The 25,793-nt window shown below is 66.7% G+C and carries 20 protein-coding genes and 1 tRNA gene; 13 read left to right on the forward strand and 8 right to left on the reverse strand.

What is annotated here, in order from left to right; translation table 11 throughout:
- The first annotated feature begins 77 nt into the window (after positions 1-77).
- Positions 78-2,216 carry a S9 family peptidase gene (locus ATJ93_RS12730; protein WP_120244988.1) on the forward strand — a complete coding sequence of 713 codons (2,139 nt, stop codon included), beginning with the start codon at positions 78-80 and terminating at the stop codon, positions 2,214-2,216.
- 7 nt (positions 2,217-2,223) lie between these two features.
- Here ATJ93_RS12730 and ATJ93_RS12735 read toward each other — a convergent pair whose 3' ends face one another.
- Positions 2,224-3,579 (reverse strand): tRNA pseudouridine(54/55) synthase Pus10, encoded by a 1,356-nt coding sequence (locus ATJ93_RS12735; protein WP_120245274.1) that lies wholly within the window; start codon positions 3,577-3,579, stop codon positions 2,224-2,226.
- A 171-nt stretch (positions 3,580-3,750) separates the two neighbouring features.
- On the opposite strand from ATJ93_RS12735, the gene ATJ93_RS12740 reads away from it, so the two are divergent.
- From ATJ93_RS12740 to ATJ93_RS12750, 3 genes are all read left to right on the forward strand, one after another.
- Positions 3,751-4,866, forward strand: coding sequence for a S1C family serine protease (locus ATJ93_RS12740; RefSeq protein WP_120244989.1), 1,116 nt, complete (start codon positions 3,751-3,753; stop codon positions 4,864-4,866).
- Positions 4,867-5,124: 258 nt separating this feature from the next.
- Positions 5,125-5,325, forward strand: coding sequence for a DUF7511 domain-containing protein (locus ATJ93_RS12745; RefSeq protein ID WP_120244990.1), 201 nt, complete (start codon positions 5,125-5,127; stop codon positions 5,323-5,325).
- Positions 5,326-5,335: 10 nt separating this feature from the next.
- Positions 5,336-5,536, forward strand: coding sequence for a hypothetical protein (locus ATJ93_RS12750; protein WP_120245275.1), 201 nt, complete (start codon positions 5,336-5,338; stop codon positions 5,534-5,536).
- 100 nt (positions 5,537-5,636) lie between these two features.
- On the opposite strand, the gene ATJ93_RS12755 is transcribed toward ATJ93_RS12750, so the two are convergent.
- Positions 5,637-5,816, reverse strand: a complete 180-nt coding sequence (locus tag ATJ93_RS12755; RefSeq protein WP_120244991.1) for an HVO_A0556 family zinc finger protein — start codon at positions 5,814-5,816, stop codon at positions 5,637-5,639.
- A gap of 108 nt (positions 5,817-5,924) precedes the next feature.
- Here ATJ93_RS12755 and ATJ93_RS12760 point away from each other — a divergent pair, with 108 nt between their 5' ends.
- The 3 genes from ATJ93_RS12760 (at position 5,925) to ATJ93_RS12770 (ending at position 7,380) form a co-directional block, all read left to right on the forward strand.
- Positions 5,925-6,485: a metal-dependent hydrolase gene (locus tag ATJ93_RS12760; RefSeq protein WP_120244992.1), complete on the forward strand. Its 561-nt coding sequence runs from the start codon at positions 5,925-5,927 to the stop codon at positions 6,483-6,485.
- 119 nt (positions 6,486-6,604) lie between these two features.
- Positions 6,605-7,207 (forward strand): tRNA (pseudouridine(54)-N(1))-methyltransferase TrmY, encoded by a 603-nt coding sequence (gene trmY, locus ATJ93_RS12765; RefSeq protein ID WP_120244993.1) that lies wholly within the window; start codon positions 6,605-6,607, stop codon positions 7,205-7,207.
- Between the two features lie 100 nt (positions 7,208-7,307).
- A tRNA-Pro gene (locus tag ATJ93_RS12770) sits at positions 7,308-7,380 on the forward strand.
- A 175-nt stretch (positions 7,381-7,555) separates the two neighbouring features.
- On the opposite strand, the gene ATJ93_RS12775 is transcribed toward ATJ93_RS12770, so the two are convergent.
- The gene (locus ATJ93_RS12775) at positions 7,556-8,758 is read right to left on the reverse strand and encodes a glycosyltransferase family 2 protein (RefSeq protein ID WP_170155568.1); all 1,203 of its coding nucleotides are present in this window, start codon (positions 8,756-8,758) and stop codon (positions 7,556-7,558) included.
- 286 nt (positions 8,759-9,044) lie between these two features.
- Here ATJ93_RS12775 and melA point away from each other — a divergent pair, with 286 nt between their 5' ends.
- The 3 genes from melA (at position 9,045) to kdgK1 (ending at position 12,774) form a co-directional block, all read left to right on the forward strand.
- Positions 9,045-10,352: an alpha-glucosidase/alpha-galactosidase gene (gene melA / locus ATJ93_RS12780; RefSeq protein WP_120244995.1), complete on the forward strand. Its 1,308-nt coding sequence runs from the start codon at positions 9,045-9,047 to the stop codon at positions 10,350-10,352.
- 139 nt (positions 10,353-10,491) lie between these two features.
- Positions 10,492-11,673, forward strand: coding sequence for a galactonate dehydratase (gene dgoD, locus ATJ93_RS12785; protein ID WP_120244996.1), 1,182 nt, complete (start codon positions 10,492-10,494; stop codon positions 11,671-11,673).
- Positions 11,674-11,808: 135 nt separating this feature from the next.
- The gene (kdgK1, locus tag ATJ93_RS12790) at positions 11,809-12,774 is read left to right on the forward strand and encodes a bifunctional 2-dehydro-3-deoxygluconokinase/2-dehydro-3-deoxygalactonokinase (protein ID WP_120244997.1); all 966 of its coding nucleotides are present in this window, start codon (positions 11,809-11,811) and stop codon (positions 12,772-12,774) included.
- 36 nt (positions 12,775-12,810) lie between these two features.
- Here kdgK1 and ATJ93_RS12795 read toward each other — a convergent pair whose 3' ends face one another.
- The 5 genes from ATJ93_RS12795 to ATJ93_RS12815 form a co-directional block, all read right to left on the reverse strand.
- Positions 12,811-13,464, reverse strand: coding sequence for a bifunctional 4-hydroxy-2-oxoglutarate aldolase/2-dehydro-3-deoxy-phosphogluconate aldolase (locus ATJ93_RS12795; protein ID WP_120244998.1), 654 nt, complete (start codon positions 13,462-13,464; stop codon positions 12,811-12,813).
- A 185-nt stretch (positions 13,465-13,649) separates the two neighbouring features.
- The gene (locus ATJ93_RS12800) at positions 13,650-14,045 is read right to left on the reverse strand and encodes a PPOX class F420-dependent oxidoreductase (protein WP_120244999.1); all 396 of its coding nucleotides are present in this window, start codon (positions 14,043-14,045) and stop codon (positions 13,650-13,652) included.
- A gap of 90 nt (positions 14,046-14,135) precedes the next feature.
- Positions 14,136-14,522, reverse strand: a complete 387-nt coding sequence (locus ATJ93_RS12805) for a hypothetical protein (protein WP_120245000.1) — start codon at positions 14,520-14,522, stop codon at positions 14,136-14,138.
- 58 nt (positions 14,523-14,580) lie between these two features.
- Positions 14,581-17,010 (reverse strand): methyl-accepting chemotaxis protein, encoded by a 2,430-nt coding sequence (locus ATJ93_RS12810; RefSeq protein WP_120245001.1) that lies wholly within the window; start codon positions 17,008-17,010, stop codon positions 14,581-14,583.
- Positions 17,007-18,251 carry an ABC transporter substrate-binding protein gene (locus tag ATJ93_RS12815; protein ID WP_120245002.1) on the reverse strand — a complete coding sequence of 415 codons (1,245 nt, stop codon included), beginning with the start codon at positions 18,249-18,251 and terminating at the stop codon, positions 17,007-17,009. Before ATJ93_RS12815 ends, ATJ93_RS12810 begins: the two co-directional genes overlap by 4 nt.
- Positions 18,252-19,505: 1,254 nt before the next feature.
- Between ATJ93_RS12815 and ATJ93_RS12820 the strand changes: the two genes are divergently transcribed.
- The 3 genes from ATJ93_RS12820 to ATJ93_RS12830 are packed head-to-tail and all read left to right on the forward strand — an operon-like array spanning position 19,506 to position 25,784.
- Positions 19,506-23,552: a PAS domain S-box protein gene (locus ATJ93_RS12820; protein WP_120245003.1), complete on the forward strand. Its 4,047-nt coding sequence runs from the start codon at positions 19,506-19,508 to the stop codon at positions 23,550-23,552.
- Positions 23,545-24,006, forward strand: a complete 462-nt coding sequence (locus tag ATJ93_RS12825) for a response regulator (protein ID WP_120245004.1) — start codon at positions 23,545-23,547, stop codon at positions 24,004-24,006. The genes ATJ93_RS12820 and ATJ93_RS12825 overlap by 8 nt, the downstream gene beginning before the upstream one ends.
- A complete protein-coding gene (locus tag ATJ93_RS12830) occupies positions 24,003-25,784 on the forward strand; it encodes a bacterio-opsin activator domain-containing protein (RefSeq protein ID WP_120245005.1) in 1,782 nt (593 codons plus the stop codon). The genes ATJ93_RS12825 and ATJ93_RS12830 overlap by 4 nt, the downstream gene beginning before the upstream one ends.
- Positions 25,785-25,793 lie beyond the last annotated feature (9 nt).

Raw genomic sequence — 25,793 nt, forward strand, 5'->3', positions numbered from 1 at the left:
TTGCCGCGGCGAGCCGTCACGGACGACAGTCGCACACCACCCTGACGTTCATATGATAACGCGCTGAAATGAGTGGTATGGCTGCAGCCGAACTGCCGCTCGAGGCGTTCTACGATCTCACGCGTATTACGGACCTCGCGGTCTCGCCCGACGGTGATCGGGTCGCGTTCACCGCGACCGAGTACGACCAGCACGAGGACGAGTCCGTCGCCTCGCTGTTCGTCGTCCCGACCGACGGGAGCCGCGAGCCCCACCGGCTGACGACCGTCGCGGGCGCCTCGAGTCCGGCCTGGAGCCCCTCGGGCGAGGAACTGGCGTTCCTCGCTGCACGCGAGACTGACGTCGAGCGACGAGTGGGCTGGCAGCGAGATGAGGAGGAAGACGGCGAGGATGCAGACGCTGACGACGGCTCCGACGAACCGGATAGCGACACCGGCGACGACGGCAACAACGGCGCGGACGACGAACCGAAACCGCAGGTGTGGACCTTCGACCTCGTTCGCGGCGGCGACGCCCGTCAGGAGACCGACCGCGAGGAGGGCGTCTCGGGGTTCGACTGGTCGCCCGACGGCGACCGGTTCGTCGTCGCCGCGCGCGACCCGACCGACGAGGAACAGGAGCAACTCGAGCAGCGCCGCGAGGGCGGGCCGATCGAGACGACGCGGCTCCAGCACAAGGTCGACGGCGTCGGCTGGACGGACGAGGTGACGACCTACCTGTTCGTCGTCGACCGCGACTCCGGCGAAACCGAGCGCCTCGACGACGCCTACGGCGGCGGATCCTTCCAGGACCTGTACGGGATGGACCCGACCTGGGGCCCCGACGACCGCATCGCCTTCACCTCGTGTCGGCTCGAGCACCCCGACGACACGCACGTCCGGGACGTCTACGCGATCGATCCCGACGGCGACGGACTCGAGCGCCGGACCGACGGCGAGTTGCTCTGTACGGGTCTCAGTTGGCGGGACGACGGGGCGCTCGGTTTCGTCGGCAAGGATCCGGACGACTGGGTGCGCCCGGCGGCGGCGTTCGTCCACGACGGCGAACGGGTGCGGTCGCTGACGGCGTCGCTCGATCGGACCGTCGCCCAGCAGGGCGGGGTCAATTGGGTCGCCGACGATCTCTACGCGCTCGTCGGCGACGAGTCGCGGACGCGGCTGGTTCGCGCGACCGACGACGGAGACGACGGCACCGTCGAGCGCACCTTCGAGGCGCAGGGCGACGACCGCGCCATCGCCGCGTTCGAGGTGTCCGCGGACGGCTCGACCGCCGCGCTCGCGTTTTCTGATCCTCGAGAGGGACTGGACGTCTACGCCGTTGCCGTCGACGACCTCGCTGCCGCCGACCGGCCCGATTCGCTGCGACGCCTCTCGCGGGTCAATGCCGCCCTCACCGACGAGTATCCGATGCCGACCGTCCGGCGCGTCGAGTGGGAGTCGGACGGCTGGACGATCGACGGCGTCCTCTACCACGATCCGGACGTCGACCTCGATGCCGACGACCCCGAGCCGCTCGTGGTCGCGATCCACGGCGGCCCGCTGTCGTACGACGAGCCGGTGTTCCGGTTCGCACACGCCGCGCTGACGAGCCGCGGCTACGTCGTCTTCCGGCCGAACTACCGCGGCGGCGCGTCTCGCGGACGGGCGTTCGCCGAGGAATTGTACGGCCAGTGGGGCACGGTCGAAGTCGAGGACATCGTCGCCGGCGTCGACGCGCTCGCCGACCGCGGCTGGGTCGACCCGGATCGCGTCTTCGGCTACGGGTTCTCCTACGGCGGGATCGCGCAGGGCTACCTCGTGACGCAGACGGACCTGTTGACCGCAGCGGTGCCCGAACACGGCATCTACGACCTTCGGTCCGCGTTCGGCACCGACGACTCCCACAACTGGCTGGAAACGGAGTTCGGCCTCCCGTGGGAGAACCCCGACGCCTACGACGACGCGTCGGCGCTCCTCGAGGCGGACGCGATCGACACGCCGCTGCTGGTCGTGGCCGGCGGCGAGGACTGGCGCTGTCCGCCCTCGCAGTCGGAACAGCTCTACGTCGCCGCGCGGAAGCAAGACGTCGACGCGAAACTCGTCGTCTATCCCGACGAACACCACAACATCGGCGATCCGGATCGGGCGATCGACCGCCTCGAGCGGCTGCTGGAGTGGTACGAGCGACACGATCCGGCGCTCGAGGAGTCGGGCGGCTCCGAATCGAAGACCGAATAAGAGGAGGTTAGGCGTCGTCTTCGCGGGGCTCGTCCCGGAAGTACTCCTCGAGTTCGAAGGGTTCGTCCTCACCCTCGACGCCGGTGACGTCCAGCGCGGTCACCTCGGCGTCGGTGCCGACCAGGCCAGCCAGGCTCGGCTCCGTGCGGCCGTCGTCGCTGCTGATGAGTTCCTTGACGTAGAGGCCCCCCTCGCCGTGGAGTCGGACCTCCGCTTCGGTCGGCTCGAGCAGGTCGCCCTCGATGTCGTAGACCGTGCGCTCGCGGGTGAGACTCGCCCGCCGGTGGTCGACGCGCTGGGGCGTGTCCTGCTGGACGGTCGTGCCGGCGAGTTCATCGAGCGCGGCGTCGAAGGTGTCCTCGTCGACCGGTTCGGCGAATTCGACGTCCGCCCGGTAGCGTTTGCTCGCGTCGTGTTCCTTCACGCGCTCGACCATCTCGTAGGTCGCGAGTCGTAGCCCCTCGACCTCGACGCTGCCGTCGGCGGCGTCGTTGATCTCGCGCTCGAGTTCGGCGGGATCCGGATCGCGCACGCGGGGGCGCTTGACCTCGAGGACGAACGGGCGGCCCTCGCCGAGCATGCGGGCGTCGACGTCCTCGCGGCCGGCGCCGTGGAAGGTGCCCTCGTCGCCGTCCATGGCCGCGACGACGTGGGGTCTGACGGTCTGCTCGACGCTGGTGTCGTACATGTAGCCCGAGCCGCCGCAGTAGTCGCAGGGTTCCTCGCCCTCGTCGCCCAGTTGGACGCCGCTGCCGCCGCACTCGCGGCAGGACCACTCGGTCTGGGGAATGTCGCGCTCGAGTTTGCGGTAGCGGCCGTAGACGAACGCCGGGTTGATCTGGACGTCGACCGCGTGGCTCGTGACGCTCTCGTCGGCCGCGAGGTCGAGCGGGTCGAACGCCTCGAGGTCGATGACCGCGAGCACGTCGGGCCGGTCGAAGTCGACCTCGGCACCAGTTTTGGCGCCGACGCGACGGCCGACCTCGCGGTTCAGTTCGCGCTTGAGCGACTCGCCGGCGTCGGGCTCGAGACCCGCGTCCTCCCGCAGCAGGCGCTCGTTCTCCTCGGCCAGCGGCGGGACGCGGGTCCCGACCTGATAGGTCTCGAAGTCGACCCCCTCGAGGGCGTCGACGATGGTGTCGGCGATGGCGTCGAAGGCGCCGCAGTAGCCCTCGCAGACCCAGCAGTCGGCGGGGTCTGTCGGGTCGAAATCGGCGTCGTCCTCGAGGGCGATGGTCGTCCGCAGCGCCCGGCCGCGCTCCCCGTTGGTCAGGCCGAAGCTCCGGTCGGCGAAGGGGCGGCCGAGACAGGAGTCGCAGAGGGCGCCCGTCGCGAGCAGCGCGCGGGCGTCGTCCGTGATCATACCCGAACCGTCGAGCGTCGCGGGTAACACGTTTTCCCTTCGTCGGTCGGCGGCGCGCCGGCACTCGAGCGGTCGCCGTCGGGACTCGAGCCGGCCGCGCGAGCGGGATTCGACAGTCGGCCGCCGGGAACAGCCGGGGCGTTCAAATGGGTAGGGTCCTAGCCGTCGGCTATGGATACCGATCGCTGCGCTCGACGGCGCGTCCTCGCTGCGGCCGGCGCCGGCCTCCTCGGCGCCGTCGCCGGCTGTTCGGAGCCGAGCGGGACCTCGTCGATCGAGGGCGGCTCGACGCACGATATCGATCGCGACAACGTCGCGGACGGCTCGACGTACACCGACGTCTACGAGTCGATCATCGACTCGGTGACGCAGGTCCGGGTCTTCGGCGTCGAGGACCCGCTCACGCAGGCGGAAGGTCGCGGCCAGGGCTCGGGCTTCCTCTACGACGACTCGCACGTCGTCACGAACGAACACGTCGTCGCCGGCGGCGAGGCGGCCGACCTGCAGTACATCAACGGCGACTGGACCGGCACCCGCCTCGTCGGTACGGACTACTTCAGCGACCTGGCGGTCCTCGAGGTCGATCACGTGCCCGACGCCGCGACGCCACTCTCGCTCGCCGACGCGCGCCCCGCCGTCGGCCAGCAGGTGCTCGCGATCGGCAACCCCTACGGCCTCGAGGGGTCGATGTCCCAGGGGATCGTCAGCGGCGTGGAGCGAACGCTCGACTCGGGGCGGCAGTTCTCGTTCCCGGACGTCGTCCAGACTGACGCCGCGCTCAACCCCGGCAACAGCGGCGGACCGCTGGTGGACCTCGACGGGAACGTCGTCGGCGTCGTCAACGCCGGCGTCAACGGCGCGGACAACATCGGCTTCGCGATCTCGGCGCAGTTGGCCGACCGCGTCGTTCCCGCGCTCATCGACGACGGGGAGTACGAGCACTCCTACATGGGCATCGGACTGCGCTCGGTGGATCGGCTCGTCGCGGAGGAGAACCGCCTCGAGGAGGCGACCGGCGTCATCGTCAGCCGAGTGGTCGACGGCGGCCCGGCCGACGGCGTCCTCGAAGAGGCGGATGGGACCGTCCGCCGGCGGGGCGAACCGATCCCCGTCGGCGGCGACGTTATCTTCGAACTGGACGGTAAGCCGATTCCGGACCGGCACGCGCTCTCACGATTCCTCGCTCTCGAGACGAGTCCCGGCGAGACGATCGACATCCGACTGTGGCGCAACGGCGCCGAGACGCAGGAGTCGCTGACGCTCGGGACGCGAACGCCGCCGGAGTAAGGGAGGGGGTAGAGCGTCATTTCGGTTCGAGGCGCTGTCTCAACCCGTCCGTGACTGTAAGGAGTCGTTTCCGCCGCATCCGGACTGTAGCTCGTTCGTACAGGTCACCGCCGATTAACTTCTTTTTCAGCCGATGAAAGCGGCCGAATCGAACCGTGGAACTGCGCTACTGCAACCGTTCGCCCCGTTAAGAACTCGATAACTATGGGGGAGCGACCACGACGAACGGACGGCGAACCCGACCGTCGCCTGTCCCCCATGAGCTCCGATATCGATACCGACTCCCGATCGGCTCCGACCGCGTCGTCGTCGATCGCCCTCGAGTGCGTCGTCATCGAGAACGAGGACGCCCCCAACGAGTGTGCGGTCTATCCGCGAGACGCGGACAAAGACGAACTGATGACGACCTGGATCACCGCCCACGACGACGCGTTCGTCGAACTCGAGTCGATGCGCTGAGCCCATGACCGTGCACCTCGGCAGCGTCGTCAGCGCGCTGGGCTTTTGGGTCGGGGCCCTCTTCCCGATCGCGTACCTCCCCGTCTTCGTGGCCGGGATCGACTCGCTGGGCCGGCTCTCGCTGTTCCTCGGTCTCGTCGCGATCAACGTGCTCGCGCTGGTAGTCGGGCACGATTATCCGGCCTCGCGCACGAACGAGCGGCGCGGGTGAACGCAGGGTCGGCTCCGAAGCGCAAGCATCGACTCGCGTCCGCACCGATCGCTCGGGGTCGATCGATCGCTGCGAAAAATCGACGTCGCGAACCTCCCGATCAGGACGTCGTCCACACCTGCGCCCGCGGCGTGCCGCACTCGGCGCAGACGACCGCGTCCTTGTCCTTGTAGACGTCGCGCTCGAGTTCGCCGCCGCAGGACGGACACGAGCGTCCCTCGAGAATCGCGAGTACGGCCCCGCCGTCCTGCTGTTCCGCCGTCGACTGTGATTTCGCCATATCAGTACCGCCGCCCGGATCGGGGGAAACGGTTCGCCATGGCTGTGCAAGACCGCTACGTGTCTCGAGTCGAAGCACCTATTTCCCGGTCCCGAAAACCCCCGTTGAATGTGGCCCTGGGGACACCTCGCCGTCGCGTACCTGTTATACACCGCCTACGCGCACCGCCGGTTCGATCGCCCGCCGCTCGCCCTGCCGGCGCTCGCGGTCGCCGTCGGCTCGCAGTTCCCCGATCTCATCGATAAGCCGTTCGCGTGGAACTTCGACGTGCTCCCCGGCGGGCGGACGCTCACGCACTCGCTGCTGTTCGGTGCCGTCCTCTCGGTGCTCGTCCTCGCCGCTGCGGACCGGTTCGAGCGCCGCGACGTCGGCGTCGGCTTCCTGATCGGGCACTACTCGCATCTCGTCGCGGATATCCCACCGAGCGTCCTGCGCGGCGACCTCTCGGGTACCGAGTACTTCCTCTGGCCGGTGCTCGAGCCGCCGGCCGAGGACCCCGTCGCCGGCTTGCTGGACGCGATTCTCCACTACTACGAGCTGGGCCCCTACGAAATCGTGCAGTTCGGCCTGTTCGCGATCGGCGCTCTCGTCTGGTACCGGGACGGCATGCCCGGGCTCGCGTACGTGCTGGGGCTGCCCCGTCGCGCGCTTCAGGCGGCGACGTCCTGAGTCGCAGCGGCCGACTCGAGGCGCTCGAGCCCTGGAAACGGCCACTCGAGGCGACAGGTGCGGGCAAAACGGCAATCGGAAACCGTGGCGGCTATCCCTCCGGTCCCCCTCCCTTCGCTATGCGCCAGTTCGTACTCCTCGGTCACGACGTGCTGACCGAGCCCGACTTCTCGCTGGACGACCTCGCGAGCGGAGCCGGCCGCCTCGACGCGCTCTGTCGGTCGATCACCGCCTCCTTCGTCACCTCCCACGGCATCCGCGAGGACGTTTGCACCCACCTGATCGCGCAGGACGAACTCACGATAACCTTCGACGGAAGCGAGCTGCGGCGGCTCAACCCCGACGAGCGAAGCACCGCCGCGCTCGTCCGGAAGGCTCTCGAGCACCGCGACGAGGCCATCGGCGCGTTGCCTGCGGAGCCGAGCCCCGGCATCGAGGTCTACCGCCGCGGGTTCGAAGGAACGCTCGAGGAAATCGCCGACGACGGCCCGGTCGTCCAGTTGCACGAGGACGGCGACGCCGTGACGGACGTAGCTGCGTCAGAGCTTGCGGACGGGGTTTTCGTGCTCTCCGATCATCGGGACTTTACTGACGAGGAGGAAGGCCTGCTCGAGGACGCGGTCGACCAGCGGCTCCGCCTGGGGCCGGAACTGTTGCACGCGGATCAGGCGATCACGATCGCGCACCACTATCTGGACACGGACGGCTACGAGAAATTTTAGGGTGCCAGCGGGTCGTATGAGAGTGATCGAATCGCACGCCTGCGGCCCGACGATGCGCTTTCGGAAGCGTTAAACGATCGGACGCTCACTATCCGAGTGCGGGCCGGTGGGGTAGCTTGGTATCCTTCGGCCTTCGGGTGGCCGTAACCGCAGTTCGAATCTGCGCCGGCCCACTTTTCCCGCATTTCACGACGACGAGCGATGCGTGGCGCGGTAGCGTCACGGCAACGCGAACGGCGAAGCCGTGAGCGAAGCGAGCGGTCTTCGATGCGGGGAAATGGACCCAAGCAGATTCGAATCAGGGAGGAGCTTCGCTCCGACCGTGGTTCGAATCTGCGACGACCGACCTTACTGACTCTTCGTCATCGGTTCTTCCCGTTCTTCACCTCTCGGTTGTTCGTCGGTATCGACCCCTCTGTCGAGTATCGCATCACGTACCACCTCGTCCGTAACGCTGGTGGGTGGCACTTTCGGCGTAACCTCGAAGGTGCTAGTCGGTCGAACAATCGCCCAGAACGCACCTGCCGCGTGGAGTATCGCAACGACTGGAAGCGTGAGAAACAATCCAAGGAGCACTCGGAATCGTTCTGCATAGTACCAGTAGCCGAGGAATCCCCACGCGAAGAGGCAGACAACCTGAACGAGGATCCCGAGTTGATAGATACCCGGAAGGAAAACGACTGAAACAGGCGTCACTGCCGGAACCAGAAGTAGTGGAGAGAGCACCACGAGTCCCCACGCGGCGTTCCGGAGAAGCGACAGCGCTCGGTACCGCCTGGGCAGCAAATGTGAGTCGAGCGCCGCCCCCGAGATCCATCGCCGCCGTTGTGTGATCATAGCGCGTATCGAGGGCGGAGCCTGATTGAGTAACTTTACCGGCAACACTGCCATTTCGCGATCCGGGTCGGCAAACGCACGCCAGATAAAATTCGTGTCCTCCGTGACCGTCGGAACATCCCAGGTAACCTCGTTTTCTACGTTGGCTTTGACGGCGAAGCCACCGCCCCAAGCATATAGCGGATAGCAAAAGCGGGGGAACGTTCGTTGTTCAATTTGAAAGCCCATCCGGAATATTTCTGCAAAATAACACAGCCACGACCCGGTTCGGACCGGTCGCTCCATCAACTGAACGACATCGACGTCGGGGAACGGAGGCAGTGACGGGACGATGGTATCTTCATCGAGATAGAGAACGAATTCCTCGTCTACCGGAGCGTTTCGACGCGCCCACTCGACCGCTCTGGCCTTCCGTCTGGCTTCGCAGGTAAACTCCTCGGGAACGACGTGAACGGTCGCACCGTCGACATCGATCTCTCGTTCGGCAATCACTTGAACACCTCCAAGCCCGTCGGGAAGCGAATCCACGGTTCCCTGAACGACGTCCTGGGCGTCGATCGTGAGAACTCGAGCGTGAATTTCTGAGTGGTCGTACTCACCCGGACGTTTTCGTGCCTGTCCAACGACGAGTACTTCGATAATCCAAATCGCCGTTGCGGCGAAGAAGATCACGAGAACAGTCCAAGCGATTACCGAATATACAGTGTCGAGCAAAATAATACACCTAACCCACCATTCGTTTCGACTCCATCTAGATATAGCTATTTTGATATCCCACGAATTACCGACATTCGTACGCTCTATCCGAAGGGCAGAGCTGTATACGACAGTATGGGCGCTGCGGGTGACGCAGAGTTCACTCCACTACACCTACCAGGAGCGAAGGGACACGAGGTAGCGATGCGGTACTCGGGAACTGAACGGTACGAGACGGAACCAGATCTCTCCTGAAAGGGATGTTACAGTAACTTTATCCCGACAATGGGTGACAGACGTTAGCATGACAAATATCGCGTTCATCGGCGCCGGCAGCATGGTCTTCGCGAAGAACCTCGTGGGCGATATCCTCTCCTTCGAAGCCCTAAACGACAGCACCATCTCGCTGATGGACATCGACGAGCACCGCCTCGAGCAAACTGCCGAAGTCGCAACTGCCATGGTCGAAAACGGCCGCGTCGACGCGACGATCGAGGCCACGACCGATCGGCGCGAAGCGCTCGAGGGGGCCGACTACGTCCTGAACATGATCAACGTCGGCGGCACCGAGCCGTTCGAGAACGAGATCCGCATCCCCGAGAAGTACGGCGTCGAGCAGGCGATCGGCGACACGCTCGGCCCCGGCGGGATCTTCCGCGGACTCCGGACGATTCCGACGATGCTCGAGATCGCCGCGGACATGGAAGAACTGTGCCCCGACGCGCTCCTGCTGAACTACACCAACCCGATGGCGATCGTCTGCTGGGCGATGGACGAGGCGACCGATATCGAGACCGTCGGCCTCTGTCACAGCGTTCCCCACACCGCCGAAGCGATCGCCGAGTACGTCGGCGTCCCGAGCGAGGAACTCGAGTACTGGGTCGCCGGCATCAACCACATGGCCTGGTTCCTCGAGTGCGAGTGGCAGGGCGAGGACGTCTATCCGATGCTCGAGGACGCGATGGCGGACGACGAGACCTACGAGAAGGACGCCGTCCGGTTCGAACTCCTGAAACACTTCGGCGCGTTCGTCACCGAGTCGAGCCACCACAACTCGGAGTACCACCCCTACTTCCGCACCGATCCGGCGCTGATCGAGGAGTTGACCGGCACGAACTACGCCGAACGGATGCCGACCGCGACCTACCTCGAGGGCTGGAAGACCCGCTCCGCGGAGCGCGACGACGCGCTGGCGGACGTCGACCCCGCTGACGTCGAAATCGAGCGCTCCGAGGAGTACGCCTCGCGGCTGATCCACTCGCTCGAGACCGACACGCCCCGGCGACTCAACCTGAACGTTCCCAACGGCCCCGGACACATTCAGAACCTCGAGAACGACGCCTGCGTCGAGGTCCCGTGTCTGGTCGACGGGACGGGCGTCCACCCCTGCTCCGTCGGCGAGCTCCCGCCGCAACTGGCCGCGCTCAACCGCACGAACGTGAACGTCCAGCGACTGGCTGTGAAGGGTGCGCTCGAGGGCGACCGCGAGGCGGTTCACCAAGCGGTCAAACTCGATCCGCTCACCGCGGCCGAACTCTCGCTCGACGAGATCCACGAGATGACCGAGGAGTTGCTCGCGGCGAACGAGGCGTACCTGCCCGCGTTGAACTGATCGCTCGAGCGGTGACCGGTTCGGCTTCCGGCGGTTCGGCGACTCGAGCGCCGATGCCGGTTCACGCGCCGTCCCGTGCGCCATCGAACCGCGGGCGTGAGACGGTATCACTATATATCGAGGTGCAGGATGGACGCGTATGTCAACCGACTCCGACGGCGATTCGGCCGACCGAATCGTCGACTACGAACTGTTCGAGGTGCCGCCCCGTTGGCTGTTTCTGAAGGTCACGACCGCCGACGGCACCGTCGGCTGGGGCGAACCCGTCGTCGAGGGCCGCGCGAAGACCGTCCGCGCCGCCGTCGAGGAACTGATGGAGAACTACCTGCTCGGCAAGGACCCCTCGAGGATCGAGCACCACTGGCAGCGCCTCTACCGCGGCGGCTTCTACCGCGGCGGCCCCGTCCTGATGAGCGCCATCGCGGGCATCGATCAGGCCCTGTGGGACATCAAGGGCAAGCAGTACGGCCTCCCGGTCTACGAACTGCTGGGCGGTGCGGCCTGCGACCGCATCCGCGTCTACCAGTGGATCGGCGGCGACCGGCCCGCCGACGTCGGCGAGGCGGCCGCCGAAAAGGTCGACGCCGGCTTCACCGCGCTGAAGATGAACGCCACCCCTGAGATGCGCCGGATTGACAACCCCGCAGCCGTCGAGGCGGCCCAGAAACGGCTCGCCGAGGTTCGGAACGCCGTCGGCGACGAGGTCGACATCGGCGTCGACTTCCACGGCCGCGTCTCCAAGTCGATGGCCAAGCGACTCGTGGAAGCGCTCGAGCCCTACGAGCCGTTCTTCGTCGAGGAGCCGGTCCTGCCGGAGCACAACGACGCGCTCCCCGAAATCGCCCAGCACACGACGATCCCGATCGCCACGGGCGAACGCATGTTCTCCCGGTGGGATTTCAAGTCGCTGTTCGAGCAGGGCGTGGTCGACCTGATCCAGCCGGACCTCTCCCACGCCGGCGGCATCACCGAGGTCAAGAAGATCGCCAGCATGGCCGAAGCCTACGACGTCGCCATCGCGCCCCACTGCCCGCTCGGGCCGATCGCGCTGGCCTCGTGCATCCAGGTCGACGCCTGTACGCCGAACACGCTCATCCAGGAGCAGAGTCTGGACATCCACTACAACGAGACCAGCGACGTGCTCGACTACCTCGCCGACCCCTCGGTCTTCGAGTACGAGGACGGCTACGTGGACCTGCCCGACGAGCCGGGACTGGGCATCGAGGTCGACGAGGAAGTCGTTCGCGAGCGCGCCGAACAGGAGGTCAACTGGCACAACCCGGTCTGGGAGCACGACGACGGCAGCGTCGCCGAGTGGTAGCGGACGGACGTCTCGGCTTCACGACGCCTCGAGCCGAGATCTCGTCTCTGTTTTCGGGTTCGAATCGAGCGGAACCCTCGCTAAATCCGACGGTACCGTGAACACCTATATGCGAGAGTTCGAAACGAACGAGCAATGTCATCGCTGCTGACGTTCGGCGAAACGATGCTGCGGCTCTCGCCGACCCCCGGCGACCGCCTCGAGACGGCCCGACAACTGGACTTCCGCACCGCCGGCGCCGAGAGCAACGTCGCGATCGCGGCCTCGAACCTCGGCCTCGAGGCGACGTGGGCCTCCAAACTCCCGGACTCGCCGCTCGGGCGCCGAGTCACGCGAGAAGTGCAGAGCCACGGCGTCGAGACCAACGTCGCCTGGGACGACGACGGACGCCAGGGCGCCTATTTCATCGAACAGGGCGGCCAGCCGCGGGGCACGAACGTCATCTACGACCGCGCGGACGCGGCGGTCCAGACTGCGACGCCCGACGAGTTGACCGACGGGATCGACCTCGAGTCCGTCGACGCCCTCTACACGAGCGGGATCACCCCCGCGCTCTCCGACCGCCTCGAAGAGACGACCGAAACCCTCCTCGAGCGCGCGCAGGACGCGGGCGCAACGACCGTCTTCGACCTCAACTACCGCTCGAAGCTCTGGTCGCCCGCCGAGGCGCGAGCCTGCTGCGAGGGCCTCCTCGAGTCGGTCGATATCCCGGTCGTCGCGGCCCGCGATGCTCGCTCGGTCCTCGAGTTGTCTGGCAGCGACGAGGAGATCGCGGAGGAGATCGCGACGACCTACGACGCCGACGTGGTCGTCGTGACCCAGGGCGAAGACGGTGCGCTCGCCCTCGAGGCCGACGGGACCGTCCGCGATCAGCCGGCGTTCCCGGCGGAGACGACCGACCCGATCGGCACCGGGGACGCCTTCGTCGGCGGCTTCCTCGCGAGCTACCTCGCGGGCGAGGACCGCGACGTAGCCGACGCGCTCGAGTACGGCTCGGCGACGGCGGCCCTGAAGCGCACGATCAACGGCGACCTCGCCGTGCTCACGCCCGACGAGGTCGAGGGCGTGATCGACGACGCCGACGGCGGAATCGACCGCTAACGCGGCGAAAAGAGCGATTTTCGAACCGACGCGGCGCTACTGCGAGCGCGCCGCTTCGACGGCCTCGACGAACTCGGCCGCGTGCTCGCGGACCTGGTCCATGTCGCCGGCCTCGATCGCGTCGTAGTCGACGATCGCGCTGCCGGCGCCGACCGCGATCGCGCCAGCGTCGAAGAAGTCGTCGACGTTCTCGGGCGAGACGCCGCCGGTCGGCATGACGTCGACGTCGCCGAGCGGGCCCTGCAAGGCGCCGATGTGGCCCGGTCCGACGGTCGTCGCGGGGAACATCTTCAGCATGTCCGCGCCGGCTTCCATCGCCGTCACGGCCTCGGTCGGCGTCATCACGCCCGGAATCGAGAGCGCGCCCTGCCGGTTGCAGAGCTCGATCATCTCCGGGTTGCAGTCGGGCGCGAGGACGAACTCCGCGCCGGCGTCGATGACCGACTGGGCCGTCGGCGCGTCCAGCACCGTTCCGGCGCCGATGACGGCGTCCGTGTCGGCCAGTTCGCGGTCGACGGCCGCGATCTTCTCGCTCGCGCGCTTCCCGTCGGCGGTCACCTCGAGCGCGGTGACGCCGGCCTCGTGAATAGCCGTCGCCACGTCGGTGATCTGGTCCTCGTCGATGCCCCGCAGTACCGCGACGACACCGCTGTCAACGATCCGTTCTCTGACGGCGTTTGCCTCGGCCATGGCGGGAGTTGGCGTATCACCCCCTTTATGGCTTCGAAACTGCGGACTCGTTGGCGGCCAGCTCGGCGGTGATCTGCTCGGCGGCGGCCGATTCGCTGTCCGTCGACGCCCAGCTCCTCGAGCGCGCCGCTCGAGCGGGTACGAAAACGCGGGAGGGAATCTACGTCGCTCGCCGTTCGCCCGTCTCAGGGGTTGATGACGCGATCCGGCCGGATCCGCAGGATAACCCGCTCGGTCTGGATCGGGTTCGGATACTCGTCCTCGCCCATGTAGCGCTGGGCGAGTTCGTCGATGTGCTCGCGGGCACCCTCGGTCGTAATCTCGTCGACCTCGCCGATGATCGAGAGGTGCTGATACGGGTTGTCCGGATCGACCATGCTGATGCCGACGCCGGGGTTTTTCTGCACGTTGCGCTCCTTCTGGCGGCCGCGCTCGGTGTTGACGAGTATCCGATTGTCGTCGGCGTCGTAGTCGATCCAGACCGGCGTGACGTGGGGCAGTCCCTCGTCGGTCAGCGTCGCGACGTGCGCGAACGTTTCCTTCTCGAACAGGTCGTGAAACTCCTCGGGAATGGCAGCCATAGTGCGGCGGGAGGTTTTCCCGCGCCACACTTCTGTCTAGGGCCTACACTCGGTGGGTCTCGGCGGGCGCTGAGAAGCCGTCCCGCTGGGTCAGAGATCCTGCAGCCGAATCCCGTCCTGGACCAGCCGCGCGTTGCGCTCGCGCTCGAGGTGCTCGGCGAGTTCCTCGTGGTCGTACAGTTGGGCGACTACATCCGCGTACAGCGTCCGCCACGTGAGCGCGTAGATCGGCGACTGCCCCCACGCGCGCAGTTCGGGCACCAGTTCGTCGTAGGTCTCGTAGCGCTCCTCGAACCGGTCGATCGCCTCGAGCACGCGGCCGGCCGCCTCGCGGTCGTCGTCGGCTGCTTCGATCGCCTGGTTGAGCTTCTCTTCCCAACTCGCGACCGCCTGCTGCATGTCCGCCGCGGCGGCCTCGTCGTCGTCGGGCAGTCGCTCGAGCAGCGGTTGCGGAACGCCGAGTGAAATGTCTTCCATGCCAAAGGGTAGCGCGGCCACCGAAAAGAAACCTGAGGTCCCGGACGGCGCGGAACGGCTACTGCGGCGCGACCGTCGTCGACTCGTCGTTCGCGCGACCGGCGCCGTCGGTCTCCGACGTCTCGAACCGATCCAGCCGCGACGAGAGCGTCGCGGCCTGCTCCGCGAGGTCGCCGACGCTCTCGGAGACCTGCGTCAGCGAGGCGGTCTGCTCCTCGGCCGCCGCCGAGACGCTCTCGGCCTCGCTGGCGGACTCCTCGCTGCTGCTGGCGACGTCGTCGACCGCGGTGACGACCTCCGCCGTGGAATCGGCCTGATCCTCCGTCGCCGCGGAGATCTCCTGGACGCCCTCGTTCGTCTCGTCGGCGTACTCCGCGATCTCCTCGAGCGATTCGACGGCCGGCCTGACGGTCTCGGTCCCCTGCTGGACCCGCTCGCTCGTCTCCTCGACGACGTTGACGGACTGGTCGGTCCGCTCGCGGATCGTCTCGATGCGGTCCTCGATCTCCGCTGCCGCCTCCTTCGCGTCGGCCGAGAGGCTCTTGACCTCGTTCGCGACGACGGCGAACCCGTCGCCCTCCCCGCCGGCGTCGGCCGCCTCGATCGAGGCGTTCAGCGCCAGCAGGCTCGTCTGGTCGGCGATCTCCGCGATCGCGTCGACGAGTTCGTCGACCTGTTCGACCTCCGCCTCGAGCGAGCGGATCGTCTCGACGGCGTACTCGGCGTCGCTCTCGACGGCGGTCATCTCGTCGATCGCCCGCTCCGCGGCCTCGCTGCCGCGCTGGCTCGCCTCGACCGTCCGCTCGGCCGCGGTCGCCACGTTGGTCGCCGTCGACGCGATCTCCTCGGTGCTCGCCGAGAGGTCCGACATCTCCGACTCGATCGTCTGGAGTTGGACGCTCTGGGTCTCGGCGACCTCCGAAATCTGCTGGACGGATTCGGCGACCTGCTCGCTTGCGGTCCGGACCTGTTCGCTCGAGGCCGTGACCTCCTCGCTCTGGGCCGCGACGTCGACGGCGAACTGCTTGACCTCCTCGACCGCGCGCTCGATCTCGGCGAGCATCGCGTTGAACTCCTCGCCGATCGCGCGCATCTGCTCGTTGTCGGTGTCGACGGTCGCCCGGACGGTCAGGTCGCCGTCCGCGGCGGCCCGCATCGTCTCGCTGTACTGGTCGGCCGTCCGCTCGAGTTCTTCGGTCACCTCGGCCATCCGCTCGCGCTCGGCTTCGGCGTCGGCCTGCGCTTCCTCGGCTTCCGCCTGCGCGCGTTCGGCCTCTTCCTGCGCGGCCTCGGCGTCCTCCTTGGCCTCCCTGGCCTCGGTGATCTGCGCGTTGAGCGTCGTCCGCATCTCGTCGAACGCCCGGTAAAGGCGACCGACCTCGTCGATCCGATCCGTCTCGAGGTCGACGGTCAGGTCGCCATCTTCCATCCGCTGGGCGCGGTTGCGCAGGTCCTGCAGCGGCGTCACGGTCTGTCGCGCGAGGACGAGCCCGCCCAGCACCAGCGCGACCAGTCCCGTCCCGATGATCGCCAGCAGACTCTTCCCGACGGCGCTGCTCGCGGCGAACGCCTGTTCGGTCGGGACCGTCGTGACCGCGACCCAGTCGTTGTCCGCCGTCGCCCCGTAGGCGGTGACGAGGTCGCCGTCCCGCTCGAATCGCGTCCCGTCGCGGACGGTGCCGAGTTCCTCGACGATCTGCTCGTCCGGATCGCCCTCGAGATCGCTGCTCGCGAGGACGGTCCGGCCCTCGGTGTCGACGATCATCGTCTCCTGATCCTCGTGGAGCTGGCGGAGTCCGTCGACCCGATACTCGATCGTCCCGACGACGACCGCGATCCGCGCCTCGTCGCCTGCGACGGGGCTGGCGAACGAAATCACCTGGTCGTCGAGCGTGCCGTCCCGATAGGCCGTCTCCGACTGCCAGACGTCGTTGGCCGCCGTCAGATCGACGCCCGGTTCGATCTCGGTCCAGGGCTCGTCGACGCTGCCGAGCGACTGGCCGCGAAGTTCGCCGTTCGTGCTGGTCAGTACCTGATCGTTATTCGTGTCGACGACGTGGATCGCACGGATGTCGACCGGTAACGCGGCCTGGGACTGAATCACGTGCGCTTCGGTCGTCTCCGCGTCGGTCCCGGCTAACTCGGACGACGAGGAGAGCGACCGCGTGTGCGACTCCATCGAAATCGTCCACTCGTTGATCGAGTCGGCGTGCATGTCGACCGTCGCCGTCAGCTGCTGTTCGGCGTCGCGCTCGACGGTCCGCTCGGCGTCGACGTAGCCGGCTGCGCCGACGGCCGAGAGAACCACGATGATCGCGACGACCGAGATGACGAACTTCGCGCGGTAGCTCCCCCGAACCACCGACGGCACGAGCGGCTGGACGCGCCGCTCGAGGCTCGAGACGAACCGGTCGATCGAGCCGGATTCGGTTCCGGAGTCCGCCGTAGCGTCGGATTCGGCGCGATCGCCGGCGGGATCGTCGCTCATCGGGCCACCTCCTCGGGCGTCCGCTCGTCGATAACGTCGATCCCGTCGCTGCCGAAGGTGAAGTACTCGTACTCGACCGAGCCGCCGTCGCCGTTCTCGTCGAACTCGATCTCGCCGGCGGCGCCCCGGTACTGAACCGGCTCGCCGGCCGCCGCACGTTCGATTCCCGCGGCGAGGTCGCCCGGAAGAACCGCCTCGCCCTCGCCGGACGTGACCTCGCGCATCCGCGCCGCGATAGCGGCGCCGTCGTTCGCCCCTGCAGCGGCGTTCGCCAGCAGGATCGTCGCCGCGGCGTCGTAGCAGTTCGCCGCGAACAGGCCCGGATCGGCGCCGTACTCGTCGCGGTACAGCGAGACGAACGCGTCGCGACCGGGTCCGTTCGACCGCGGGGCCGTCCCGTAGACGTCGGTCATCGAGTGATCGACGCCCTCGAGAACCGCCTCGTCCTGCAGCCCGTCGCTGACGAATAGAATCTCGTCGCCGGCGTGGTCGCTGTAGTACTCCTCGAGCACCGGAATCCCGCTCTCGGGGTAACAGATCAGGAACAGGATGTCGGGATCGTCCGACAGCGCCTCGGACAGCGGGTCCGCGTACGACTCGCCTGGCGTGAACGACACCTGGTGCTGGATCTCGCCGTCGAACGACGCCGAGAACGCGCCCGAGAGCTGTCGGCCGTAGTCGCCCGCGGCGTACAGCGTCGCCGCCGAGTCGGCGCCGTGTTCGATGACCGCAAGTCGCGCCGCGATGACGGCCTGCAGCGAGTCGTCGGGTGCCGTGCGGAACGAGTAGCCCCGATCGTTCAGGATCGACATCGTCGGGGTCGTACTCGCCGGGGAACAGGAGACGACTTCGGACGGAATCGTCGCCTGCTGGGTCATCTGCAGCGTCACGTCCGATCCCGCCGCGCCGACGATGGCCGGATACGACTCGTCGGCCAGTTCAGCGGCGGCGTCGACCGCCGCGGACGGCGACGTTTCCGAATCGGCGACCGTATGGTCGATTTCGACCTCGATCTCGGACGCTTCGAGTTCGGTTGCCGGTAACGCCGCGCCGTTCGTCAGCGTCTCGCCGAACGACTCGAGTTCGCCGGACAGCGGCAGTACGGCGCCGTAGCGAAGCGTCCGGTCGGACAGTGCCGGCCGATCGCTGCCGTCGTCGTCCGCGCTACACCCGGCAACGACCGTCGTCGCACCGCCGGCGAGCGCTGCGAGGTACTGCCGTCGCGATGGGTCGTCTCTCATCGTCTCCCTCCAGGAATAGGTACAATGATCGCACTCCTCGTCCAGTCCATGGTCAACCGTCTGCAGTCGCGATTTTCAACGTTTTGGCCATTTGGGTGGATGGTTACCCAGTCACGCTCCCATAATACGGAATATGTTGTCCGAATGTCCGGATAGTATAATGAATTTCCACGAGTGGCGTTACCACGAGGTTTGCGGTTCAGTCGAGTATCGACGTGGATGCAGGACCGTGAGTGGACGAAAATCCGGCGGTGCCGACGATCAATCGGTCGAACTGGGTTTGTTCGCCCGATCAAATTCGATGCGGCCTGGGGAGCGGAAGGTGGCGATTCCATATCGCATTATGAGGTTTATGTGCTCGCCGATGGCGGAGCGCCAGTACAGCGACAGAGCAACCCGACAGGGCGTCAGGCGGCTGTACGACCTCAATCCGGCGCTCGTCGGTGATGACACAGTGCTCGAGGCGGGTGCATATCGCGCCGCAAGCGAGTCGACTCGAGATCGTGCCGGGAGGCTACGTCGAACGCAGCCGCCGAGAGACTTCAACGGTGGCACTACCTGTAATCAGCGCTGGCACTGACCGGTGACCTACGTACCGGGCCTGTCGGGCTCAGTGATGACTCACATCGTGAGCGCACTCGAGAGTATCTGCCCGGTTCGCGTCTCAGGCGGGAAGAACCGTGGCAGCGGCTCGTCCCTCACGATAGGCAACGGCCGTATCCGGCTGGTCGAACCAGATGAACGGCCGTCGGACGGTGGATCAGCTCGAGCAGCGCATCGAGGATGACACCGAGTCCAAGTCCGTGGGAGACCCAGCCAGTTCGGGACTGGAGCGCCGTCCAGTGTCACAATTCGGTCAGACGGTTCGCTCGAGCAGCCGGTACTCCAGCGGTTGATCGATCAGGTGCAACTGCGACGAAGCGGTCGCGGACGAGATGTCGTTCGCGCGAACGCGGATACCGCCGACAGCGCGGTGAGTACGTCTGCTTGTCCGGCGTTCGAAAGCGACGAGCGGCCACTGGTAAACCCTATAACGAGATATAAAATCTTGCTGTACTGTCTCGATCGGCACAACGTGAAACGTCGACGAGTTCCGTTACTGCCGGATCAGTCGGGGGCGAACCGTCCCGGTTCCCAGCGAGGAACTTGACGGTCGGTCAAAGATACAGTTCGAGCAGCCTGAAACAGTCCTCGCGTGATGTTTTGAGCATTACATTTATACTCGACAGCGGACTTGTGAGTAGCAATCGATTCATGGAAACCTCCGATCCCTCACCAGGCCGCCTTCGGTCCCGCGTCCGGCAACAGGAGGTCGTCGCCGAACTCGGGCAGCAGGCCCTCGAGACGGGCGATGTCGACCGGTTGCGCCGCGACGCGGTCGACGGCGTTCGAACGCAACTCGAGGTCGCCTACTGCGGCGTCTTCGAGGTGAGCGACCCCGAAACGCTGCGGCTGCGATCGGAAAGCGGGCGGGAGACGCTCGCGGTCGGCCCGACGGCGTCGGCCGAACCGGACTCGTTGCTGGGCCGAGCACTCGCCACCGACGACCCGATCGTCGAACACTCGCCGAGCGAGGCGGAAATCGGCGTGGTAGCGTGTCCCGAAAGTGATATCGAGACCGGTCTCGCCGTGGCCATCGGCCCTCGGGAGGAGCCGTGGGGCGCGCTCGGCGTCTATACGACCGAGCGTCGTGAGTTCGCAGCCGATACGCGCGAGTTCGTCAAAAGCGTCGCCGCCGTGCTCGCGTCGGCGATCGAAAACGCAGAAACTGAACGACGGCTCCGCGAGGAAGCCGCGCTGAACGATCGAATCGTCGAGACCAGTCCCGTCGGGATCGTCGTCACCGACGTAGACGGCACCGTCCGGTTCGCTAACGAGCGCGCCGAAACGATCACGGGCCGGGACCGGAGCGACCTCGTCGACCGCCCGCTCGCTGCGGGGTGGGACCCCGTCGACGACGATGGCGAACCGCTGTCGAACCGTCAATTACCCGTCGCCCGGGTGCTCGAGACCGGCGAGCCGGTCTGGGACGTCGAGTTCGGCATCCGAACGCCGGCCGGGGAGCGGGTCTGGATCGCGGCGAACGCCGCGCCGATGACCGCCGGCGACGCGTACACCGGCGTCGTCACGACCTTCGAGGACGTCACGGACGAACGTCACCATCGGCGCGAGAGTCGGCACATCTACCGGGCGCTCGAGACCGCGAGCGAGGGGATCAGCCTGCTCGACGAGGACGATCAGTTCACGTACGTCAATCAGGCCTACGCCGAGATGTACGGCTACGAGCCCGAGGAGATGATCGGCGAACACTGGGGGATCCTGTATCCGGACGGCGCGGCCGAGGAGGCTAACGAGGAGATCGAGGCCGAACTGGCAGAAACGGGGACGTGGTCGGGCGAAACGATCGGCCTGCGACGCGACGGGACGGAGTTCGTCGAGGACCACTACCTCGCACGTGTCGGCGACGGCGGCCTGGTGTGTGTCGTTCAGGACGTCACCGACGAGCGCCGGATCGAGGCCGAACTGCGCGACGAGCGGGCGCTGAAGGAACAGATCGTCGAGACCAGCCCCGTCGGGATCACCGTCATCGACACCGACGGGGACCTGCGCTTCGCGAACGACCGCGCGGCGGATATTCTGGGGTGCGACCGCGAGGCGATCGCCGGACTCTCGAGCGACGACTCCGACTGGGAGGTGCGAGACGCGGACGGACGGCTGCTGTCGGCGGCCGAACGGCCCTTCGACCGGGTTATCTCCTCGGGCGAGGCGCTGTTCGACGTCGAGTTGCGGCTTCGCCATCCCGACGGCCGGGAACGGTGGCTCTCGATCAACGGGGCGCCGCTGCGGGCCGACGAGACCGCGGACGTCGTTCCCGATCTGGAGTCCACCGCGGAGACGGACACAGCAGCGGGCGAGGACGCCGCCGAGGTAACCGGCGGCGTCTTCACCATCGAAGATATCACCGAACAGAAACGCCTCGAGAACGAACTCGAGGCGACGTTCAACCGGATCTCGGACGCGTTCATCGGGCTCGATTCGGACTGGACGATCACGTACGCCAACGACCGTGCGGAGACGCTGATCGACGCGGCCGGCGAGGGGATCGTCGGGTGCGACCTCTCGGCGGCGTTCCCGACGGCGGACGAGTCGACGTTCGAGGCGGACCTCCGGGAGGCGATGAACCGGCAGGAACCGACGTCGATCGAGGAGTACGTTCCCGCCCTCGAGACCTGGTTCGAGATCCACGTCTACCCCTCGCCGACGGGGCTGTCGGTCTACTTCCGGGACGTGACCGAGCGCAAGGAGATGGAGCGAGAGCGTCGGGCGACCAACCGGACGCTCCAGCGGCTGTACGCGATCACCGCCGACGGCGATCGCTCCTTCGACGAGAAAATCGACGAACTTCTCTCGCTGGGCCGGGAGCGGCTGGGACTCGAGACCGGGTTCTTGGCCGCGATCGATCCCGAAAGTGAGCGGTTCGAAGTGACCCACGCTGACGGCGAGGATCCGCGGCTCCAGCCGGGGTCGACGTCGCCGCTCGCTGAGACGTACTGCCAGCAGACAATCCAGACGGACGGGCTGCTCGCCTTTACCGACCGGCCGACGGAGCACGTCGACGACCGCGCGTACGAGGCGTGGGACCTCGACTGCTACCTCGGCGGACAGATCACGGTCGACGGCGACCGCTACGGGACGCTCTGTTTCGTCGACGACGAACCGCGGTCGACGCCGTTTACGCGGGCCGAGAAGTCCTTCGTCGAACTCGTGACCCAGTGGGTCAGCTACGAACTCGAGCGCCGGCGCCACCAGCGCCACCTCGAGGAGTCCGAACGCCGGTACCGGACGCTGGTCGAGCAGTTCCCGAACGGGCTCGTCGCGCTGTTCGACGATGAGCTGCGGTACACGCTCGGCGGGGGGCAGGCGCTCGAGGAGATCGATCTCTCAGTTTCGGAGTTCGTCGGGCAGACGGTCACGGAGCGATACGAGGGGGAGACCCGCGAACAGTTCGAATCGAACTTCCGGGCCGCGCTGGACGGCGAGCAGCGGACCTTCGAGTTCCAACTCCACGAGCGGGAGTGGCTCGCGTACGCGGTGCCGGTCGAGGACAGCCGCGGGGAGGTCTTCGCCGGCATGCTGATGGTACAGGACATCACCGAGCGCGTCGAGACCGAGCGCCAGCTCCGGGAGCGCGAGCGGCGCCTCGAGCAGTTCAAGCGCTACACCGACGACGTGCTGGACGCGATCGACGACGTCTTCTACGTCATCGACGAGGACGGCACCGTCCAGCGCTGGAACGAGAGCCTGCGCGCGCTGACGGGCCTGTCCGACGACGAACTCGAGGGGATCAATGCGCTCGAGTTCTTCGAGGGGGAGGACGAGGAACGAGTCGCGGCGGCGATCGACGAGGTCTTCGAGACGGGGAGTGCGCGCCTCGAGGCCGAGGTCGAACCGGAACCCGGCGGCCAGGCCGTCCCCTACGAGTTCGTCGCGAGCGCGCTCGAGGACCCCTCGGGCGAGCCGGTCCTGACCGGGATCGGGCGGGACATCAGCGAACGGCGGGAGCACGAGCGCCGACTCGAGGCCCTCGTCGACGACCTCGAGGAATCGAACGAGCGCTTGGAGCAGTTCGCCTACGCCGCCTCCCACGACCTCCAGGAGCCGCTCCGGATGATCTCGAGCTACCTCACGCTGCTCGAGCGACGCTATGCGGACGATCTCGACGACGACGCCCACGAGTTCATCGAGTTCGCGGTCGACGGCGCCACCCGGATGCAGGAGATGATCGACGGACTCCTCCAGTACTCGCGGGTCGACACGCAGGGGCAGTCGTTCCAGCCCGTCGAGGTCGACGAGGTGGTCACAGACGTCTGTACGGATCTCGAGATGCGGATCGAGGAGACCGGTGCCGAAATCGACGTCGGCGGCCTCCCGGAGGTACACGGCGACCCCGGCCAGTTACGGCAACTGTTCCAGAATTTGATCGATAACGCGATCACCTACTCGGGTGAGGAGACACCACGTATATCCGTATTCGCGGAGAAGAGAGAAGCAACGTGGGTCATTTCAGTTCGCGACCAGGGGATCGGGATCGATCCGGACGACGTCGACCGGATCTTTCGCGTGTTCGATCGGTTGCACAGCGTCGAGGAGTACGACGGGACCGGGATCGGGCTCGCGCTCTGCCAGCGGATCGCCGAGCGCCACGGCGGCACGATTCGGGTCGATTCCGACCCCGGCGAGGGATCGACGTTCTCGGTACACCTACCGACGCGAGCCGAACGAGAGGACGACAATGAGTGAATCACGACGCAACCAACCGGAGCCGGCACAGATTCTGCTCGTCGAGGACAACCCCGGCGACGTCCGACTGACCGAGGAGGCGTTCAAACAGGGCCGGATCGAGAACGACCTCCACGTCGTCTCCGACGGAACCGAAGCCCTCGAGTTTCTCACCCAGCGCGGCGAGTTCGGCGACGCGCCGCGGCCGGATCTCGTGTTGCTGGACCTCAACCTGCCCCGAACGGACGGGGAGGAGGTCCTCGAGGAACTCAAGAACGATCCGGAACTGCGATCGATCCCGGTGATCGTCCTGACGAGTTCGCGAGCCAACGAAGATATCGCTCGCTCGTACGAACTGCACGCGAACGCCTACCTCACGAAGCCGGTCGACCCGGACGAGTTCATCGAGACCGTCCGCGCGTTCGAGAAGTTCTGGTTCTCCGTCGTGCGGCTCCCCCCGGAGGTCGAATCATGAGCGAAAGCGACGCGTACACGTCTAACGGCGACGACGAGACTGAGACCGAGACTGAGACTGATACCGAGACCGCGGCCGACCGAGACGGCACCGGCGACGCGGCACTAGCCGGTCGCGGCCCGGCATCCGAATCCGACGAAACGCTTCGCATCCTCCTGATCGAGGACAACCCCGGCGACGCGCGCCTGATCGAGGAGATGCTCAAGGACACCGAGGAGCTCGCCCAGCGAGTCAGCTCCGACGAAGCCGCGGGCCGGACGCCCGATATCACCCGCGAGACGCGCCTCGAGGACGGCCTCGCGACGCTCGAGGCGGAGGCGACCGACGTCGTGTTGCTCGACCTGAACCTCCCCGACAGCGCCGGCCTCGAGACGCTCGAGGCGGTCCACGAGGAGAGCGAGACGACGCCGATCGTCGTCCTGACGGGCGTCCGCGACCAGCAGGTCGGCGTGCAGGCGATCCAGCGAGGCGCCCAGGACTTCCTCGTCAAAGACGAGGTGACGAGCGAACTCCTCGTCCGGACGATCCACCACGCGATCGAGCGGGCCCGCCAAGAGTACGAACGGCGGCGCCAGCGCGACCAACTCGAGGCGCTGAACCGGCTCAATCGGATCGGCCACGACATCACGCACGCGGTGATCACGACCGAGACGCAGGCCGAACTCGAGCAGCGCGTCTGCGACCGCCTCGTCGAGTCCGACGCCTACCGGTTCGCCTGGATCGGCGGCGTCAATCCGGGCAGCGATCAGGTCGTCCCCAAGGCCGCGGCCGGCGTCGAAGAGGGCTACCTCGAGACCGTCGACATCAGTGTCGCCGAGGACGATCCGAGCGGGCAGGGACCGTCCGGAAAGGCGATCCGGACGGGCGAGGTCCAGATCACGAACGACATTCAGACGGATAGCGGGTTCGAGCCGTGGCGCGAGGAAGCGAACGAGCGAGGCTACCGCTCCTCGGCCGCGATCCCCATCGTTCACGAGGACCTCGTCTACGGCGTCCTGAACATCTACGCCGAATCGCCGCGGGCGTTTACGGCGCCGGAACAGGAGATCCTCTCGCGAATCGGCGACATCATCGCCCACGCGATCACGGCGATCGAACGGCGCGACGCCCTCGTCAGCGACGCCGTCGTCGAACTCGAGTTCCGGGTCGAATCGATGGCCGAAGAACTCGTCTCCCTTTCCGCGACCGAATCCTGTACGATCGAGATCGAGCAACTCGTCCAGGGCGACGAGACGCTGCTGGTCTACGGCTCGGCGACCGGCGTCTCCCAGGACGAGTTCGAGGAGACCGTCGCCGAAACCGATGGGATCGACGACGTGCGCTTCCTCGCGGCCAGACGCGACGAATTCGAGTTCGAACTCGTGGCGCCGACCGCCATCTCGCTGTTCGAGACGATCGCGACCCACGGCGGACGCGTCGAGTCGGCGACGATCACCGACGGCGAGTTCCGCTTCGTCGTCGAACTCCCGCGGGGCCGCGACACGCGCCAGATGATCGAACTCATCAAGGACGAACAGTCCGACGTCACCTACCTCGCCCAGCGCACTACCGAGCGCAGCGAACCCAGCGGTGCGAGTTCCGCGTCGGTCCTCGAGGAAGATCTCACCGAAAAGCAACGGGCGGCCCTCGAGACGGCCTACTTCGCGGGCTACTTCGACTGGCCTCGCGAGAGTACGGGCGAGGAGATCGCGGATCGGCTGGGAATCGCGCCCGCGACCTTCAACCAGCATCTCCGGACGGCAGAGCGGAAGTTCTTCGATTCGGTGCTCGGCGAGTAAGGCACGTTT

The sequence above is a fragment of the Halopiger aswanensis genome, from assembly GCF_003610195.1.
Taxonomy (GTDB): Archaea; Halobacteriota; Halobacteria; order Halobacteriales; family Natrialbaceae; genus Halopiger; species Halopiger aswanensis.

Coding starts and splice junctions, on each gene's coding strand:
- ATJ93_RS12745 (WP_120244990.1), top strand. CDS start 5,125: ATGAGCTCCGATATCGATACCGACTCCCGATCGGCTCCGACCGCGTCG.
- ATJ93_RS12825 (WP_120245004.1), top strand. CDS start 23,545: ATGAGTGAATCACGACGCAACCAACCGGAGCCGGCACAGATTCTGCTC.
- ATJ93_RS12815 (WP_120245002.1), bottom strand. CDS start 18,251: ATGAGAGACGACCCATCGCGACGGCAGTACCTCGCAGCGCTCGCCGGC.
- ATJ93_RS12740 (WP_120244989.1), top strand. CDS start 3,751: ATGGATACCGATCGCTGCGCTCGACGGCGCGTCCTCGCTGCGGCCGGC.
- ATJ93_RS12730 (WP_120244988.1), top strand. CDS start 78: ATGGCTGCAGCCGAACTGCCGCTCGAGGCGTTCTACGATCTCACGCGT.
- ATJ93_RS12820 (WP_120245003.1), top strand. CDS start 19,506: ATGGAAACCTCCGATCCCTCACCAGGCCGCCTTCGGTCCCGCGTCCGG.
- ATJ93_RS12755 (WP_120244991.1), bottom strand. CDS start 5,816: ATGGCGAAATCACAGTCGACGGCGGAACAGCAGGACGGCGGGGCCGTA.
- ATJ93_RS12800 (WP_120244999.1), bottom strand. CDS start 14,045: ATGGCTGCCATTCCCGAGGAGTTTCACGACCTGTTCGAGAAGGAAACG.
- ATJ93_RS12760 (WP_120244992.1), top strand. CDS start 5,925: ATGTGGCCCTGGGGACACCTCGCCGTCGCGTACCTGTTATACACCGCC.
- kdgK1 (WP_120244997.1), top strand. CDS start 11,809: ATGTCATCGCTGCTGACGTTCGGCGAAACGATGCTGCGGCTCTCGCCG.
- ATJ93_RS12805 (WP_120245000.1), bottom strand. CDS start 14,522: ATGGAAGACATTTCACTCGGCGTTCCGCAACCGCTGCTCGAGCGACTG.
- ATJ93_RS12795 (WP_120244998.1), bottom strand. CDS start 13,464: ATGGCCGAGGCAAACGCCGTCAGAGAACGGATCGTTGACAGCGGTGTC.
- dgoD (WP_120244996.1), top strand. CDS start 10,492: ATGTCAACCGACTCCGACGGCGATTCGGCCGACCGAATCGTCGACTAC.
- ATJ93_RS12735 (WP_120245274.1), bottom strand. CDS start 3,579: ATGATCACGGACGACGCCCGCGCGCTGCTCGCGACGGGCGCCCTCTGC.
- ATJ93_RS12810 (WP_120245001.1), bottom strand. CDS start 17,010: ATGAGCGACGATCCCGCCGGCGATCGCGCCGAATCCGACGCTACGGCG.
- melA (WP_120244995.1), top strand. CDS start 9,045: ATGACAAATATCGCGTTCATCGGCGCCGGCAGCATGGTCTTCGCGAAG.
- trmY (WP_120244993.1), top strand. CDS start 6,605: ATGCGCCAGTTCGTACTCCTCGGTCACGACGTGCTGACCGAGCCCGAC.
- ATJ93_RS12830 (WP_120245005.1), top strand. CDS start 24,003: ATGAGCGAAAGCGACGCGTACACGTCTAACGGCGACGACGAGACTGAG.